The sequence below is a fragment of the Mesorhizobium sp. J8 genome (assembly GCF_016591715.1).
GTDB lineage: Bacteria > Pseudomonadota > Alphaproteobacteria > Rhizobiales > Rhizobiaceae > Mesorhizobium.
In genome coordinates this window covers 4,528,030-4,546,116 of record NZ_AP024109.1, presented here as the reverse complement: position 1 = coordinate 4,546,116, position 18,087 = coordinate 4,528,030, and the positions used below count along the sequence as shown (strand labels likewise).

The 18,087-nt window shown below is 64.3% G+C and carries 9 protein-coding genes; 7 read left to right on the top strand and 2 right to left on the bottom strand.

Features of this window, described 5'->3' with window-relative positions; all coding sequences use genetic code 11:
- Window positions 1-2: 2 nt before the first annotated feature.
- From MJ8_RS21800 to MJ8_RS21780, 5 genes are all read left to right on the top strand, one after another.
- Entirely contained in the window at window positions 3-6,056 is a 6,054-nt protein-coding gene (locus tag MJ8_RS21800; RefSeq protein WP_201410798.1) for a translocation/assembly module TamB domain-containing protein, read from the top strand.
- Between the two features lie 276 nt (window positions 6,057-6,332).
- Window positions 6,333-7,991, top strand: a complete 1,659-nt coding sequence (locus tag MJ8_RS21795; protein WP_201410797.1) for an ABC transporter substrate-binding protein — start codon at window positions 6,333-6,335, stop codon at window positions 7,989-7,991.
- 150 nt (window positions 7,992-8,141) lie between these two features.
- Window positions 8,142-9,176 (top strand): ABC transporter permease, encoded by a 1,035-nt coding sequence (locus MJ8_RS21790; RefSeq protein ID WP_040984157.1) that lies wholly within the window; start codon window positions 8,142-8,144, stop codon window positions 9,174-9,176.
- 11 nt (window positions 9,177-9,187) lie between these two features.
- The gene (locus tag MJ8_RS21785) at window positions 9,188-10,345 is read left to right on the top strand and encodes an ABC transporter permease (protein ID WP_201410796.1); all 1,158 of its coding nucleotides are present in this window, start codon (window positions 9,188-9,190) and stop codon (window positions 10,343-10,345) included.
- 52 nt (window positions 10,346-10,397) lie between these two features.
- The gene (locus tag MJ8_RS21780; RefSeq protein WP_201410795.1) at window positions 10,398-12,719 is read left to right on the top strand and encodes an ABC transporter ATP-binding protein; all 2,322 of its coding nucleotides are present in this window, start codon (window positions 10,398-10,400) and stop codon (window positions 12,717-12,719) included.
- A 13-nt stretch (window positions 12,720-12,732) separates the two neighbouring features.
- Here the strand turns inward: MJ8_RS21780 and MJ8_RS21775 are convergent, their stop codons facing one another.
- The gene (locus MJ8_RS21775) at window positions 12,733-13,323 is read right to left on the bottom strand and encodes a transglycosylase SLT domain-containing protein (RefSeq protein ID WP_201410794.1); all 591 of its coding nucleotides are present in this window, start codon (window positions 13,321-13,323) and stop codon (window positions 12,733-12,735) included.
- 209 nt (window positions 13,324-13,532) lie between these two features.
- Here MJ8_RS21775 and MJ8_RS21770 point away from each other — a divergent pair, with 209 nt between their 5' ends.
- Together MJ8_RS21770 and MJ8_RS21765 are read left to right on the top strand one after the other, a co-directional pair.
- Window positions 13,533-15,071, top strand: a complete 1,539-nt coding sequence (locus tag MJ8_RS21770; RefSeq protein WP_201410793.1) for a trimethylamine methyltransferase family protein — start codon at window positions 13,533-13,535, stop codon at window positions 15,069-15,071.
- A gap of 65 nt (window positions 15,072-15,136) precedes the next feature.
- A complete protein-coding gene (locus MJ8_RS21765; RefSeq protein ID WP_201410792.1) occupies window positions 15,137-17,563 on the top strand; it encodes a GcvT family protein in 2,427 nt (808 codons plus the stop codon).
- A gap of 85 nt (window positions 17,564-17,648) precedes the next feature.
- Here MJ8_RS21765 and MJ8_RS21760 read toward each other — a convergent pair whose 3' ends face one another.
- The gene (locus MJ8_RS21760) at window positions 17,649-18,041 is read right to left on the bottom strand and encodes a DoxX family protein (protein WP_201410791.1); all 393 of its coding nucleotides are present in this window, start codon (window positions 18,039-18,041) and stop codon (window positions 17,649-17,651) included.
- Window positions 18,042-18,087 lie beyond the last annotated feature (46 nt).

The window sequence follows — 18,087 nt, the reverse complement described above, 5'->3', positions numbered from 1 at the left end:
CGATGAAGATTTTCTGGCGCATCCTCCGCATTTGCCTCTACGCGCTGCTTATCCTGCTGGTGGTGGCGGTCGGCGCGGTTGTCGTCTTGACCGGCACCGAAGGTGGCCGCCAGAACCTCGCCAGCCTGATTTCGAAGATGGCTTCGAACGAGGATCGCAAGATCACGGTCGCCGGCATCGAAGGCATCTGGTCGGGCGCGCTCAGGGTAGACCACATCGTGCTGGAAGACCGCGCCGGCCCCTGGATGGTGGCGCGCAAGGTGGCGCTCGACTGGTCGCCGACGGCTCTGCTCTCCCGGAATTTCAATGCCGACCGCTTCGCCGCCGAGCGCATCGAACTGGCGCGGCTGCCCCAGCCGAGCCAGCAGCCGTCGCAGGGCGGCTCTTCCAGCCTGCCGGTATCGATCGACCTGAAGCAGATCGACCTGCCGGAGATCGCGCTGGGACAGGAGCTTGCCGGCAGCGGCATTGCCGAGCTGGCCGCCAAGGGCTCGCTCAGGGCCGATCCGTCACCGCTGGCGATCCAAAGCGTGCTCAACGTCAGCCGCCATGACGGCAAGCAAGGCAATGTCGACGCCAAGATCCACTTTGCGCCAGCCGACAACAGGCTCGACCTCGATCTCAAGGCGTCGGAGCCGGCCGGCGGCATCATCGCCAATTTGCTCAAGCTGCCGGATGCGCCGCCCGTCAACATCGTCGTTTCCGGCGGCGGACCTTTGGCCAACTGGAGCGGCGTCGGCACCTTCATGGTAGACGGCCGGATCGTCAGCCAGCTGACCGGCCGGCACCAGCTCACCGATAGGGGCCACCGTATCGAGGCCAAGGGCGACGGCGAGTTCGAGAGCTTCCTGCCGGAGAAGATAAAGGCGCTGTTTGCCGGCAAGACGAGCTTCGACCTCGCTGGAACCGCGACCGCATCTGGCGGGGTCGAGATCGAGCAGGCCAGCATAGAGAGCGACTCCGTGCACGGCGCAGCGACCGGCAATGTCGATCCGAAGGGCGCCAGCGACCTGGTGGTGGAGCTCTCCGCCAAGGACAAGCCGGTAACCGTCGATGTCGGCAACAGCGCGGTTCCGATCCTGGTCGCGGTCGAAAAGGCCACCGTGCGCGCTTTCGGCGACGGCAAGGCGCCGATGGTCGATATCGGCACGTCCCTTACCTCGATCGCCGTCGGCGGCACGCAGCTCAACAACATTACGGGCGAGGTCCATTCCGATGGCTTCGACGTCGAGACCCTCAGTGGCCCGGTCGCCATCAAGCTCGCGGCCGCCGGTCTTAAGACCGATGTGGCGACGTTGGCCCCGCTTGTGACCGGCAAGCTCGCGGCGGATCTTTCCGGCACTATCAGCCGCCAAAACGTCACTATCGACAAGGGCACCTTGCGCAGCGATGCGCTCAATGGCGGGCTGACGGCAAATGTGGCGCTGGCCGACCTGTCGATGACGCTCAAGATGAATGCCGACGCAATCTCAAAGGCATTGCCGCCGCAGATCAGCTCGCTGCTTGGCGAGCGGGTGAAATTCTCGGCCACCGCCACGCGCGATCCGCAAGGCGCGTTCGCCGCCAACTCGCTGGAGATCAGCTCCGGCACGCTCAGCGCCAGCGGCACCGGCAGCATGCAAGGAACGGACATCCAGGCCAGCGTCAAGGGCACCTTGGGCGACGTCTCGCCGCTGTCGCCGCTCGCCGGAACGCCGCTCGCGGGTGGGGTCAATTTCGCGCTGACGACTACCGGTCCGCGCTGGGCGCCAGATTTCTCCGTTTCAGCCGACAGCCCCAGCCTGACGGCGGCCGGTCGCACGGTGAAGGACGTCAAGCTCTCAGCCAAGGGTAAGGCCGATGTCGCCAATCCGACGGCAGACATCTCGCTGACCGGCAATGCCGAGGGGCAGGCGCTCGACATCGCAGCTTCGCTGGTGACCGCCGACGGCAAGCGCTCGATCAGGGGGCTCAGCCTGGCGCTCGGCGACAACAAGGTGTCGGGCGATCTCGTGCTCGATGACAAGTTCCTGCCGCTCGGCACGCTGACGCTTGCCGTGCCCGACATCGGACCGCTTGCAGCGCTCGGCAACCAGAGCGCCACCGGCGACATCAACGGCACGATCGCCTTTGCCAAGGAGGGCGAGGCGCCGACCGTCACCATCAACGCGGCCAGCACGTCGATCGCGCGCGGCGATCTGGCGGCGAAAGCCATCACCATCAACGCGCTGATCGCCAACTACCTGAAAGGGCCGGCGATCTCGGGCACGATCAAGGCCGACAGTGTCACCTCCGGCAGCACGGTCATCAGCGGCATCGGCATCGATTTGAAACGCGACGGCGACTGGACGAATTTTGCCGGCGGCGCCACGGCGTCCGGCATTCCGGCCACCGCGACCGGCCGCGTGAAGATCGCCGGCGGCACGACAAGCGTGGAGATCACGTCCGGCGAGGCGACTGTGCGCGGCATCAAGGCGGCCATCGCCGAGCCCTCCAGCCTGTCCATCGCCAACGGCGTGGCCGCAATCGAGAAGCTTGCGCTCAATCTCGGCGGCGGCTCGGCAACCGTTTCCGGCAGTGCCGGCCAGACCCTGGACCTCACGGCAAACCTGGCCAACCTCCCGGTGGCGCTCGCCAACGATTTCGTGCCCGGCCTCGACGGGGCGGGAACGGTGGAAGGCACGGCACATGTCACGGGTCCGTCGTCCAACCCCGACGTGCAGTTCAATGCCAAGGTGGCGAGAGCCCAGACCAGCCAGACCCGGCAGGCGGGTCTCGGGCCGCTGGATCTGGATGCTGCCGGCAGCTACACGCTGGCGGGCGGCGTCGCCCTGGACCATGCCACGCTGTCGGGCGATGGGATTTCCGGCAAGGCCGCCGGCACCCTCAATCCCAATGGCGCCAGCGACTTCTCCCTCGACCTCACATCATCGGGGGCCAGCCTGCCGTTGACGATCGGCAGCCCCGAAAGCCCGGTCAAGATCGCGGTCCAGTCCCTGTCGGCGAAGATGGCGGGCGAGAGCACGCAAGCGCGGCTCGACGTGTCCGCAATCCTGCCTTCCATTGCCGCCAGCCAGGCGAAGGTGGACGGTCTCACCCTGGTGCTGCATTCGGATGCCTTCGACATTGAGGGGCGGTCTGGTCAGGTTTCCGGCACGGTGTCGGTGGACAGGATCGGTCTCGACAACCCGATGCTGGCGCCGCTGATCGCCGGCAAGGTCACGGCGAAGGTCAACGGCCGCCTCGCAGCCGATGCTGTCGCCGTCAACAGCGGCTCCTTGACGAGCGATGCTCTCAACAGCCAGGTCGCCGGCCGGATATCGCTGGGCGACGGCGCCGTCGACCTCAATATGAAGGCCGATGTCGCTTCGCCCGCCTTGCCGGCAGCGGTGCGCGGCATGCTTGGCGAGCGCGCCGAGTTGAGCGCCGCGCTGAAGCGCGATGCCAAGGGCGATATCACTATCGACGGCCTGAGGCTGAATTCGGGAGCGCTTAGCGCCGACGGGCAGGCGAGCCTTGCCGACAGCAAGCTGGCCGCCGACATCAGGGGGGCACTGAGCGACGTTTCAGGGCTCTCGAAGGACGCCAAGGGCGCCGTCGCCTTTGCGCTCAACGCACAGGGCCCGGTCACCGCGCCCGACCTGTCGATGACGGTGGAGAGCGACCGGCTTTCGGTGGCAGCACGCGAGATCACCGGGCTGAAGCTCACGGCCAGCGGCAAGGCCGATGCCGCCAATCCGGCGGCCAATGTGCAGCTCACCGGCAACGTCGCCGGGCAGAATTTGCAGGGCAGCGCGGTGCTCGCCACGACCAATGGCAGCCGCGCGATCAACGGGCTTCTGCTGTCGCTCGGCCCGAACAAGATTTCCGGCGATCTCGCGCTCGACGACGCCTTCGTGCCGGCCGGCACGATTTCGCTCGACCTCCCCGATATCGGGCCGCTGGCTGCGCTGGCCCTAGAAAAGGCCGAGGGCAATGTGCGCGGCACCATCGCCTTCACCAAGGCGGCCAACGGGCCGAATGTCACGATCAAGGCGAACACCTCGCAGATCAAGCGCGGCGATCTTTCCGCCAGGAATGTCGCCATCGACGCGCAGATCGCGAACTATATGGCAGCGCCGGTCATCGCCGGCACGGTGCGCGCCGAGAGCGTGACGTCCGGCGGCACCGCCATCACGGGCATCGATGTCGATCTCAAGCGCGACGGCGACTGGACCGGTTTTTCGGGCGGGGCAACCGTCAAGAACGTCCCGGCAAAAGCCGCCGGCCGGGTGAAGGTCGCCAACGGCACGACGACCGTCGAGCTCGCGTCCGGCCAGGCGACCGTGCAGGGCATCAAGGCCGCGATCGCGCAGGCCTCGACGATCACTATCGCCAACGGTGTGACGACGCTCGACCGGCTGGTGCTCAATCTCGGCGGCGGCACGGCGACGGTGACGGGCAAGGCCTCGCAGGCGCTCGACATCAACGCCAATCTGGCCAGGGTGCCGATCTCGCTCGCCAACAGCTTCTCGCCGGGTCTCGACGCGGCCGGTTCGATCTCGGGCACGGTCAAGGTCACCGGCCAGCCTTCGATCCCCTCGGTCGCATTCAACATCGACGCTTCAGGCGTGCAGACCTCGCAGACGCGCGGCGCCGGTCTCGGCGGCATGAACGTGTCGTCCTCCGGTACTTTTGCCGGCAACAAGCTCGCCTTCGACGCCAACATCAGCGACGGCGCCGGCCTCGGCCTCAAGGGCGGCGGCACGGTTGCGACAGCAGGCACGCCAACCTTGGCGCTCGACTTCAACGGCAAGGTGCCGTTTGCCTTCCTTGCCGCCAAGCTCGCGGCGCAAGGTCTGGCGCTCAACGGCACCGCCAATGTCGATGTGCAGGTGCGTGGTCCTGCATCCGCGCCAGTGATCAGCGGCAAAGTCACGACATCCGGCTCGCGCCTTATCGATGCCCGCTCCGGCCTCGCGGTCAACGATGTCGCCGCCGACGTCTCGATCGGGAATGGCGTCGCCAGGATCAACCGGCTCACCGGCACGCTTTCGACAAAAGGCAATCTTTCGGCCAGCGGCACGGTTGGCATCACGCCGGCGCAAGGCTTCCCGGCCGACCTGTCGATCAAGCTCACCGATGGCCGCTACACCGACGGCCGGGTGGTGACCGCCAATCTCGGTGGCGACCTGACGATCAAGGGGCCGCTCGTCTCGGCGCCGGTGATCGCCGGCACGGTCAACCTGGCGAGGACGGTCATCACCGTCCCGGAAAAGCTGCCGGGGTCGCTTTCGGCGCTGGACGTGAAACACAAGAACGCGCCTGCGTCCGTGCGGGCGCAGGACAAGGCGCTGCGTCCGGCGACTTCCAGCAGCAGCAGCAAGAGCGGCAGCGGCCTGACGCTCGACGTGACGGTGAACGCGCCGAACCAGATCTTCATACAGGGCAGAGGTGTCGACGCCGAGCTCGGCGGATCGCTGAAGCTGACGGGCCCGGCCTCGTCGCCGCAGGCGGTCGGCACCTTCACCTTGCAGCGCGGACGGCTGATCATCCTTTCCAAACGGCTGACCTTCACCGAGGGCACGATCGGGTTCCAGGGCTCGCTGGTTCCCTATCTCAACATGACGGCGACCACGACGACGAGCAGCGCCACGGTCACGATCGTCGTGTCGGGCGAGGCGACCGATCCGAAGTTCACCTTCTCCTCCGTGCCGGCGCTGCCCCAGGACGAGGTGCTGGCGCAGCTCATCTTCGGTCAATCCATGTCGAAACTGTCGCCGCTGCAGATCGCGCAGCTTGCAAGCGCCGCCGCGCAACTGGCCGGCGTCGGCGGTTCGACCTCGCTGCTTGAGAACCTGCAAAGCGCCATCGGCGTGGACGATCTCGACGTGACGACGGACGAGAAGGGCGGCACCGCGGTTTCGGCCGGCAAGTATCTCAACGACCGCACCTATGTGACCATACAGAAGGGCGACAAGCCGGGTTCCGGCAAAGCCACGATCGACCTTAATGTCGGCCGTGGCGTCAAGCTGCGCGGCGAGGCCAACGATGCCGGCGAAGCCAAAGGCGGCGTCTTTTACGAACGCGAATACTGAGGTCGCGCGGGCGTTTCTCCGCTTGCCCAACAGGCTGTCGGGCGCGGGCGCGGGGGCCTTATCCGCATAAAATGTACTGATTTAATCGTCCGCGACGATTTTTTGGGAAATCCGCGCCGCGATAACAAATTTGCGTCAAGACTGTCGCTATCGCGCGAACCGGGTTGCAACCAAAGATGCACATTCCTTGGCCTGTTCCTACTCCACACCGTCTTTTGACAACGCGGTCTGGATGCGGAATGTTAAAAGGCGGAAAGCCAACAATGGGAGTAAGTCATGGCAATCTATAAAAGCAATGGTGATCGCGTTCCGGATCACATCCTGAAAATGGCCGAAGACGCCAAGTCGGGCAATGTGGACCGTCGCGAATTCCTGGCCTTGGCCAGTGTCTTCGGCGCATCGACGGCGATGGCCTATGGCATGCTCGGCCTTGCCGCGCCGACCCCGGCCCGGGCCGAGGACGTGCAGGGCAAGAAGGGCGGGGTGATCAAGGTCGCTATGTCGGTCAAGGATCCGAAGGATCCGCGCACCGCCGACTGGTCGGAAATCTCCAACGCGGAGCGCCAGGCGCTCGAGCCGCTGGTGAAGTACACGAAGGAGTACACCTTCGCGCCCTACCTGCTGGAAAGCTGGGACATCAATGACGACGCCACCGAATACACGCTGCATGTGCGGCCGGGCGTCGAATGGAACAATGGCGACAAGTTCACCGCCGACGACGTGATCTACAACTTCACCCGCTGGGCGGACAAGGGCGCGGAAGGCAACTCGATGCCTGGCCGCCTCGGCAGCCTGGTCGACGAGAAGACCAAGAAGCTGCGCGAAGGGTCCGTCGTCAAGGTCGACGACATGACCGTCAAGCTCAAGCTGACCAAGCCCGACATCGCCATCATTCCGAACCTGACCGACTATCCGGCGCTGGTCGTGCACAAGACCTTTGACGAGAAGGGCGCCAACTTCAAGAACTGCCCGATCGGCACCGGTCCGTTCGAGCTGGTCTCCTACGACGTCGGCCAGAAGGTGGTCTACAAGCGCCGCACGACCGGCAAGTGGTGGCAGGGCGAGGCCTTCCTCGACGGCGTCGAGTTCATCGACTACGGCACCGATCCGGCCGCGACCGTCTCGGCTTTCGAATCGGGCGAAGTCCACACCAACCACGAAACAACGGCCGACTACATCAAGATCATCGCCGATGTCGGCGCTCCGGTATCGGAAGTCGTGACGGCCGCCACCGTGGTGTCGCGCTTCAACGTCACCCACAAGCCTTATGACGACCAGAAGGTTCGTCAGGCGATGCTGCTTGCGGTCGACAACGCAACCGTCCTGCAGCTCGGCTACGGCAATGCCGGCACGCCGGCCGAAAACCACCATGTCGCGCCGATCCATCCGGAATATGTCAAGCTGCCGGAGGTCAAGCGCGACATCGCCAAGGCCAAGCAGATGCTGACGGAAGCCGGCGCGATCGATTTCGAGCACGAGCTTATCAGCAACGACGAGGACTATCACAAGAACACCACGGACGCGATCGCGGCGCAGCTGCGCGAGGCCGGCATCAAGGTGAAGCGCACCGTGCTGCCGAGCTCGACCTTCTGGAACGACTGGACGAAGTACCCGTTCTCCGAGACCAACTGGAACATGCGCCCGCTGGGCATCCAGGTGATCGCCATCGCCTACCGCACCGGCGAAGCGTGGAACGAGACGGCCTACACCAATCCGGACTTCGACAAGAAGGTGAACGAGGCGCTCGGCATCGCCGATGCGGAGAAGCGCAAGGTTGTGATGAAGGATATCGAGCAGATCCTGCAGGATTCCGGCATCATCATCCAGCCTTACTGGCGCAAGCTCTACATCAACATCAAGCCCGAGGTGAAGAACCACTCGATGCACCCCACCTACGAGCACGACTTCGGCAAGGTCTGGCTCGACCAGGCGTGATCCATGGCGCGATGAATACGAGGGGCAGCCGCCCCTCGTATTTGCAGCTTCGTTGCCGTTGCATAACCTGCAGCGGCGGCGGGGCGCCATCCGCATTACGAAACAGGGTTGAACGTATCTGACCCCAACCCGGCCGGCAGGGGGGCACACATGTTCTCATTCATCGCCAGACGCATCGGCACGATACTGCTCACGATGCTGTGCCTGACGCTGGTCGTCTTCTTCCTCGTCAATCTCGAGCCCAATCTGAAGAAGCTGGCGATCAGCCAGACCGAGATGCACACGCCCGCCGACCAGCTCGAAAGCTGGCTGGTCAATCACGGATACCGGCAGAACTTCTTCCTGCGTTACGGCCAGTGGCTTGGCGTCCTGCCGAAGCATCCGATCACCGACCCGGCGACCGGCAAGACCACGCAGCGCTTCTCCTTCTGCAACGACCCGACCGAGCCGCAGTTCTCAGGCGTGCTGCAAGGCGATTTCGGCTGCTCGACCAAGTTCAAGACGACCGTCGCGGCGAAGCTCTTCCCGGCGCTCGGCGCCACGGGCTTGCTGATGTTCTGGGTGCTGGCGGTGATGGTGCCGATCTCGCTGCTGATCGGCATCCTGGCCGGCATGCGCGAAGGCTCGCGCACCGACCGCGTGCTGTCGGTCGCCTCGATCGCCTCGACGGCGACGCCCGAATATGTGTCGGGCGTCATCTTCACCGTCATCTTCGCTTCCTGGCTCGGCTGGCTGAACGGCTCGGCGGCGTCAGCCAGCCAAGGCATCACCTTCTACAATTTCACCCTGCCGGTGATCACGCTGGCGATCTACGGCATCGGCTATATCGCGCGCATGACACGCGCCTCGATGGTCGAGGTGATGACGCAGCAATATATCCGCACAGCCCGGCTGAAGGGCCTGTCCTTCAGCAGCGTGGTCATCAAGCACGCATTGCGCAACGCGCTGATCGCGCCCTTCACCGTCATCATGCTGCAGTTCCCGTGGCTGCTCACCGGTGTCGTCATCGTCGAGGTGATGTTCCGCTACCAGGGTTTTGGCTACACCCTGGTCGAAGCCGCCGGCAACAACGACATCGATCTCTTGCTCGGCTGCTCGCTGGTCTCGGTGTTCATCGTGCTGATCACGCAGCTCATTTCCGATGTCGGCTACGCGTTTCTCAATCCGCGTATCAGGGTTCAGTAGGGGCAGGGCCGATGCAAACGGAATATATCAGCGCCTTCGATGTCGTTCTCGGCGTGCTCTGGCGGTTCTGGCCGGTCTGGGTCGCGCTTATCCTGGTGATGGGCGCGAGCTTTGCCTATCGGCGCAAGCTCGGGCTCTACGGCCAGCTCTTCGACAGCGGCGTCGGCATCGCCGGCGTCTTCATCTGCCTGTTCTGGCTGTTCACGGCGATCTTCGCCTCAACCATCTCGCCCTTCGATCCGCTGGCCCAGGTCTCGGTGATGAAGGACACGCTGCCCGGCGCGATCGAGCCGGCGTCGAAGCTCGTCTATTATTTCGGCGGCGACAAGCTTGCGCGCGACGTGTTCTCGCGCATGGTCTATGGCAGCCAGATCGTTTTGATCATCGCGCCGGCCGCCACCGGCTTCGCGCTGATGGTGGGCATCACGCTCGGCCTGCCTGCCGGTTACTATGGCGGCAAGATCGACACCCTCTTGTCCTTCCTCGCCAACCTGGTGCTGGCCTTCCCGGTGATCCTGTTGTTCTATCTCCTGGTGACGCCGGGCATCATGGACACGCCGATCCCCTATGCGATGGCGGGACTGTTCTTCCTGTTCCCGATCATCTTCTTCTGCGTCCTGTTCTGGACCCGCTACAAGAACCGGCCGGACCGGCTCTATATCCTGCTCGGCATCACGCTGGTGGTCGGCGGCTGGATCTATGCGGGCCTGGTCTTCGACAAGGATCCGCTCAAGCTCGTCCACATCGATCCCAACCAGCTCAACATCTTCGTGGCGGTGGTGTTCGCCTCCAGCCCCGGCGTGTTCCGCATCGTGCGCGGGCTGACCATGGACATCAAGACGCGCGACTATGTGGCGGCGGCGCAGACGCGCGGTGAATCGCCCTGGTACATCATGCTGTGGGAGATCCTGCCCAATGCGCGCGGCCCGCTGATCGTCGATGCCTGCCTGCGCATCGGCTACACGACGATCCTGCTCGGAACGCTCGGCTATTTCGGCCTGGGCCTGGCGCCGGAGAGCCCCGACTGGGGCACCGCGATCAAGGACGCCAGCCGGCTGCTGCGTTCCTTCATCCACCCGGCGCTGCCGCCGACGATCGCCCTGATGTCGTTCGTGCTGGGGCTGAACCTCTTGGCGGACTCGCTGCGCGAACAGTCGATGAAGGATTGATAGCGGGGGTTCAGGCCCTAGCTGCTGGAACAATTTAGGATTGGAGCGACCCATGAACGAGGCAGTTCGAAATCCGGCTCAACCCATCATCGAGATCGAGAACCTCTCGATCTCCTTCTTCACCCGCAAGGGCGAGATTCCGGCCGTGATGGATTTTTCCTGCACGGTCATGCCCGGCGAGGCGATGGGCATCGTCGGCGAATCCGGCTGCGGCAAGTCGACCGTGTCGCTCGGCATCATGCGCGACCTCTCCAACATCGGGAAGATCGTCGGCGGCCGGATCAAGTTCCAGGGCAGGGACATGGGCGAGATGTCCGAGGAAGAGCTGCGCGCCATCCGCGGCAACAAGATCGCCATGATCTACCAGGAGCCGATGGCGAGCCTCAATCCGGCGATGAAGATCGGCCAGCAACTGATGGAAGTGCCGCTGATCCACGACAAGGTCTCGAAGGAAGAGGCCTACAACCGGGCCCTGGAGATGGTGCGCGCGGTGAAGTTGCCCGATCCGGAGCGCATGATGCGCTCCTATCCGCACCAGCTTTCCGGCGGCCAGCAGCAGCGCATCGTCATCGCCATGGCGCTGCTGTCCAAGCCGGCGCTGCTTCTGCTCGACGAGCCGACCACCGCGCTCGACGTCACGGTCGAGGCCGGCATCGTCGAGCTGGTCAAGGGGCTCGGCGAGAAGTTCGGCACCTCGATGATCTTCGTGTCGCACAATCTCGGCCTCATCCTGGAGACCTGCGACAAGATCACGGTGATGTATTCCGGCGAGGCGGTCGAGACCGGCAAGATCGAGGACGTGTTCGACCGGATGCGCCATCCCTACACGCAAGGGCTGTTCCGCTCGATCCCGCTGCCCGGCGCCGACAAGAATTCGCGGCCGCTGATCTCCATTCCCGGGCAGTTGCCGCTGCCGCATGAGCGGCCGAAGGGCTGCAATTTCGGGCCGCGCTGCCACCATTTCGTCGAGGGCGTCTGCAACGCGGCGGAAATCCCGATGATCCCGGTCGAGGGCCATGAGGGGCATTTCTCGCGCTGCGTGCGCTTCAACGAGATCGACTGGGAGGCGCTGCCGCCCGGCGCCAAGAAGGTCAACGAAAAGGTCGAGCCCGGCGCGCCGGTGCTGAAGATCCAGGACCTCAAGAAATACTACAAGGTCGGCGGCAGCGAGGTGTTCGGCTCCAGCGAAGGCCGCGTCGTCAAGGCCAACGAGACGATCTCGTTCACCGCGCGTGAATCCGAGACGGTGGCGATCGTCGGCGAGTCCGGCTGCGGAAAGTCGACGCTGGCCAAGGTGCTTCTGGGTCTCGAGACCGCCAGTTCCGGCACGGTGACTTTGGCAAACAAGGAAATCCAGTCGACGGGCATCGAGAACCGCGGCGTCGACACCGTGTCGTCGATCCAGATGGTGTTCCAGAATCCGTTCGACACGCTGAACCCCAGCCACAGCGTCGGCTCGCAGATCATCCGCACGCTGGAGAAGTTCAATGTCGGCAAGACGGTCGCCGAGCGGCGCCAGCGCATGCTGGAGCTGCTCGACCTGGTGAAGCTGCCCAGGGCTTTCGAGACCCGCAAGCCGCGCCAGCTTTCGGGCGGACAGAAGCAGCGCATCGGCGTTGCGCGCGCCTTTGCCGGCGACGCCAAGGTGGTGGTGGCCGACGAGCCGGTCTCGGCGCTCGACGTCTCGGTGCAGGCGGCGGTCACCGAGCTCTTGATGGACATCCAGCGCAAGAACAAGACGACGATGCTGTTCATCAGCCACGATCTGTCGGTGGTGCGCTACATCGCCGACCGCGTCGTCGTCATGTATCTCGGCTATATCGTCGAGCAGGGCACGACCGACCAGATCTTCTCGCCGCCCTACCATCCCTATACCGAGGCGCTGCTCTCCGCGATCCCGATCGCCGACACCAGCGTGGTCAAGAAGCATATCGTGCTGGAAGGCGACATCCCGTCGGCGATGAACCCGCCGACCGGCTGCCCGTTCCAGACGCGATGCGGCTACAAGAAGCTGGTCCCGGACAATCTGTGCGAGACGAAGGTGCCGCCCGTGAAGAATCTCGGCGGCGGCCATACGAGCCTGTGCTGGCTTTCGGACGACGTGCTCGCCAAGATGGAACCGGTCATCAAGTTCGACAAGGAGCACGCGGCACATGAAGGCGTGCCGGATGATGCGCCGCACGGGGAGGGCCCGGGCTTTGCCGGCACGCCGCCGCAGCGTCCCGATGGCAAAAACGCCAGCGCGGAAGCCGATGCGATCGGAGAGGGCGTCGAGGAGAACGACGCGGTGCTCAAAGCCCGTCGCCACGAAGTGCGCGACGAGGATTCGGAAACCGGTGTTCCAAGGCCGAAGGACACGACGAGGCGGCACTAACCCTGGAAGGGCGTTAGTTTCCGCATTGCCGTAGCTGCGCCGCGTAGTCGCGAGCCATCTGGTCGGTGGCGCGCGCGTAGCTTTGCACGCCGGCGTCGCCGCGATTGCCGCGGCCATAGGCTGTCCAGCCGAGATAATAGGCCAGATAGAGATTGTAGGTGTCGTTCCGGGCGACGCCGAAAGTGTCGGCGGTCTTGGAGTGGTACCAGCCGACGAAATCGATGGCGTCGGCAAAGCGTGTCCGGCGTGCCGCCCAGTTGCCGGTCTCGCTTTGATATTGCGACCAGGTGCCGTCGAGCGCCTGCGAGTAGCCGGTAGCGCTCGAGACATGCTTCCACGGGATGAAGCCGAGCAGCTTGGTGCGCGGCGGGCGGGCATTGCTCTTGAAGCCGGATTCCTTGCGCACCGTCGCCATCAGCACGGGAACGGGAATGCCGTATTTCTGCTCGGTCCGCTCGGCGGCGGACTGCCAATTGTCGAACCAGCCGTCATTCTGGTCGAAGACGGCGCAGACATTGTTGATGTGGCTGGGCGCCGTCGCGCAGGCCGAAAGCGCCAGCAGCACGGAGACAGCGACAATTTTACTAAAACTCGACCTACGCATTGGGAGACGAATAGGCCGAAATCATAAAAGGAGTCTTGCTCGCTTCCTTAACGCGGATGTGGCGGCCTGAAAATCGAATATCGATATTACGACCATCTGTGTCGGAATTCTATTCCTTGATTTTGAAAAATGCCGCCTTGGCTAAAATCACGCCGGCAAATGGCGAATTCCTGACAGCTCGCCTGCGATGCCGGCGCTCTGATGCGCGCATGAGCGAACCAAGACGCAAGCGCGGCGCCGAGCGCACCAGCAATCGGGGACCGGCCGCCATCCCGCAACTTCCGCGGCGGCGGGTGGAGAATCCGTATCCGCCGATGGCTCTGCTGTCGGCCGACCAGATCGAGGCCATCCACCAGGCATCGATGCACATATTGGAGAATTTCGGCATCGAGGTGATGAGCGCACGCGCGCTGTCGCTGTTCGAGCGTGCCGGCGCCAAGGTGGACCGGGGCTCGATGAATGTGCGCGTCGATCGCGGCATGGTCGAGGAGGCGCTGAAGTCGACACGCCCGGCCTATACGCTGACGCCCCGAAATCCTGACAACGCCGTCCATCTCGGCGGCGGCACCATCAATTTCACGCTCGTTGCCGGCCCGCCCAATGTGCATGACATGGAGCGCGGCCGCCGCGCCGGCAACCTCGCCGACTATTCGGACCTCGTCCGGCTGGCGCAGCATTTCAACTGCATCCACATGCTCGGCAACCAGGTCTGCGCGCCGATCGAGCTGCCGGCGAACACAAGGCATATGGACACTTATTTCGCCAATCTGACGCTGACCGACAAATGTTTCCACGTCTCGGCGATCGGCCGGGGAAGGGCGCTGGACGGCATCGAGATGATGGCGATCGCGCGCGGTCTGACGCTGGATGAGATGGCGCAGGACCCGGGCATCACCACCATCATTTCGGTCAACTCGCCGCGCCGCTTCGATGAGATGATGGCGGAAGGGCTGATGACCATGGCCGAATACGGCCAGTCGGTGGCGGTGACGCCGTTCACGCTGATGGGCGCGATGAGCCCGGTGACGCTTGCCGGCGCGCTGGCGCAGCAGAATGCCGAAGCGCTGTTCGGCATCGTGCTGACGCAGTTGGTGCGTCCCGGCGCGCCGGTGATGTATGGCGCCTTTACCTCGAATGTCGACATGAAGTCGGGCGCGCCGGCCTTCGGCACGCCGGAGAACACCAAGGCCAACATCGCTTCCGGGCAATTGGCGCGACGTTACAATTTGCCTTACCGCACGACGCCGGGCTCGGCCTCCAATGCCGCCGACGCGCAAGGCGCCTATGAGACGATGATGGCGCTGTGGGGCGCGGTGCTCGGCCACGGCAACCTCGTCTATCATGCCGCCGGCTGGCAGGAAGGCGGGCTGACGGCCTCGTTCGAGAAGCTCGTCATCGATGTCGAGATGATCCAGCACATGATGGAATTCCTGCGGCCGATCGTGGTCGACGAGCCGGAGCTTGCAGTGGAGGCGCTGGGCGCGGTGCCGACCGGCGGCCACTTCTTCGGCGAGCCGCACACGCTGCAGCGCTACGCCACCGCCTTCTACCAGCCGATGCTCTCCAACTGGCAGAATTACGAAGCCTGGCAGGAGGCGGGCGCGCTCGACACGACGGCGCGCGCGACCAGGCTTTGGAAGAAGGCGTTGGAGGAATATGTCGAACCGGCCATGGATCCTGCCATACGCGAGGCGCTCGAAGCCTATATGGCGCGGCGCAAGGAAGCGATCGGGCAAGGCGAGCCGTGAGGGAACAGCTTCCCATCCTGATTCATTTCGATCTCTCAACTCTCTGAACCAACGAGAAAAAATCCATGAAGTCGCATGCAAAGGTCGTGGTCATCGGCGGCGGTGTCGTCGGATGCTCGGTGCTGTTCCATCTTGCACGCCATGGATGGACCGACGTCGTGCTTCTAGAGCGCGATGAACTGACGTCCGGTTCGACCTGGCACGCGGCCGGGGGCATGCACACCATCAATGGCGATCCCAACGTCGCAAAGCTGCAGAAATACACGATCTCGCTCTACAAGGAGATCGAGGAGCTTTCCGGGCAAGCGACCGGCGTGCACCTGACGGGCGGCGTGCTGCTGGCCGCGACCGAGGCACGAATGGACTGGCTGCGCGGCGTGGTGTCCAAGGGCCGCTATCTCGGCATCGATCTCGAGGTGATCTCGGCCAAGGAAGCGGCGGAGTTGATGCCGCTCATCGACCCCAGCCAGTTCGTCGGCGCCGTACGCAACAAGGAGGACGGCCATCTCGACCCGTCGGGCGTGACGCACGCCTATGCCAAGGCCGCGCGGAAACTTGGGGCGGAGGTCGAGCGCTTCACCAAGGTCGAGGACATCGTGCGCCGTCCGGACGGGTTATGGCGCGTCATCACCAACAAGGGCGATATCATCGCCGAGCATGTCGTCAATGCCGGCGGGCTGTGGGCGCGCGAGGTCGGCCGCATGGTTGGGCTGGAGCTGCCGGTGCTCGCCATGGAGCACATGTACTTGATCACCGAGGACATGCCGGAAGTCGCCGACTGGAACAAGAAGACCGGCACCGAGATCATCCACGCGGTCGACTTCGACGGCGAGCTCTATCTGCGCCAGGAACGCGGCGGCATGCTGATGGGTACCTATGAGAAGGCCAACAAGGTGTGGTCGGAGTTCACCACACCTTGGAATTTCGGCCATGAGCTGCTGGAACCGGACATCGATCGAATCGCGCCGTCGCTGGAAGTCGGCTTCCGCCATTTCCCCGCCTTCCAGAAGACCGGGATCAAGCAGATCATCAACGGCCCCTTCACCTTCGCGCCCGATGGCAATCCGCTGGTCGGTCCGGTGCGCGGTCTGCCCGGCTTCTGGGTCGCCTGCGGCGTCATGGCCGGCTTCAGCCAGGGCGGCGGCGTCGGGCTCGCGCTCTCCAACTGGATGATCGAGGGCGATCCGGGCGCCGACATCTGGGCTATGGACGTGGCGCGCTACGGCGACTGGGCGACGATGGCCTACACCAACGCCAAGGTGCGCGAGAATTATTCCCGGCGCTTCTCGATCCGCTTCCCCAATGAGGAACTGCCGGCCGGGCGTCCACTGAAGACAACGCCTCTCTACGACACGCTTGCCGCCAAAGGCGCGCAATGGGGCGTGTCTTATGGGCTCGAAGTACCGCTCTGGTATGCGCCGGAAGGCGTCGCCGACGAGTTCTCCTGGCGGCGGTCCACCGACTTCGACCATGTCGCCAGGGAAGTCGCGGCGGTGCGCAACGGCGTCGGCCTATCGGAGATCTCGAACTTCGCCAAATACAAGGTGACGGGCGACGGCGCTTCCGCCTGGCTCGACCGGATCTTCGCCTGCAAGCTGCCCAGGCGCGGCCGCATGACGCTTGCGCCCATGCTGAAGGACGACGGCAAGCTGATCGGCGATTTCACTTTGGCCAACATCGACGACGCAGAGTGGTTCATCGCCGGATCCGGCATCGCCGAGCAGTACCATATGCGCTGGTTCGAGGCGCATCTGCTCGAGGATGGCTCGGTGCGGATCGAGGCGCTGGGGCAAAAGCTCACCGGCCTTGCGATTGCCGGGCCGAAGGCGAGGGAGGTGCTCGCCAAGGTCACCCGCGTCGACGTTTCGGACGCGGCGTTCCCCTTCATGGCGGTTGCACGAATGGATATCGGCATGGCGCCATGCCTCGTCGGACGCGTCAGCTACACCGGCGACCTCGGCTACGAGATCTGGGTGGCGCCGGAATATCAGCGCGCCGCATATCAGGCGCTGATCACGGCGGGCGAGGAATTCGGCATCGGCCTGTTCGGCTCGCGCGCGCTCAACGCGCTGAGGCTGGAAAAGAATTACGGCTCGTGGGCGCGCGAGTACCGGCCGATCTATGGTCCGGTCGAGGCCGGGCTCGACCGCTTCGTTGCCTATGGCAAGGACGCCGATTTCATCGGCAAGCAGGCAGCGCTGGCCGAACGCAAGCAAGGCGGCAGGCTCAGGCTGCGCGCCTTCATCGTCGACGCTGTCGATGCCGATGTCATCGGCGACGAGGCGATCTGGCATGACGGCGTCGTGCGCGGCTGGGTCACGTCGGGCGGCTACGCGCACAATTCCAAGACGTCGCTCGCCATGGGCTATGTGCCGAAGGAGATCGCCGACAGGCATGACGGTTTCGAGATCGAGATCCTCGGCAAGCGCCATGAGGCGCGCATCCAGGCGGCGCCGTTGTTCGATGCCAATTTCGAGCGGATGCGCGGCTAGGGCAAAAGCCAGGAAAGCGGGAAGCGGTTTCCGCGCGAAATTGCGTCGAAACAAAAAGTCCCCAGGCGCGCACCCTTTGGACGCTTCAGGCGCTGCGGCGGTTGTCCAACGCGAAGGCGCCCGACCCGGCGAAGATCAGATAGAGGAAGATGAAGCAGAAGGAGATCGCCAAGTCGCCGCCGTTGTTGACGGGGAAGAAGCCGCGCGGGAAGTGCGCCATGAAATAGGCGATGGCCATTTCGCCGGCCAGAAGGAACGCTACGGGGCGGGTAAAGAGGCCGAGCGCCAACAGGATGCCGCCGGCGAATTCGAGGATGCCGGCAACCGTCGTCAGCCCGGTGAGGGCGTGCGGCTCAGCGCTGGCCGGGAAGTTGAACAGCTTCTGAGAGCCATGTTCGATGAACTGCAAGGCGGTCATGATGCGCAACACGCCAAGCGCTTGCGGACGGTACTGGGTGAGGCCTTCGAAAAGCTTCATCTAGAACTCCATTTTACCCTCCCGCCCGGCCATAATTTATCGCCCA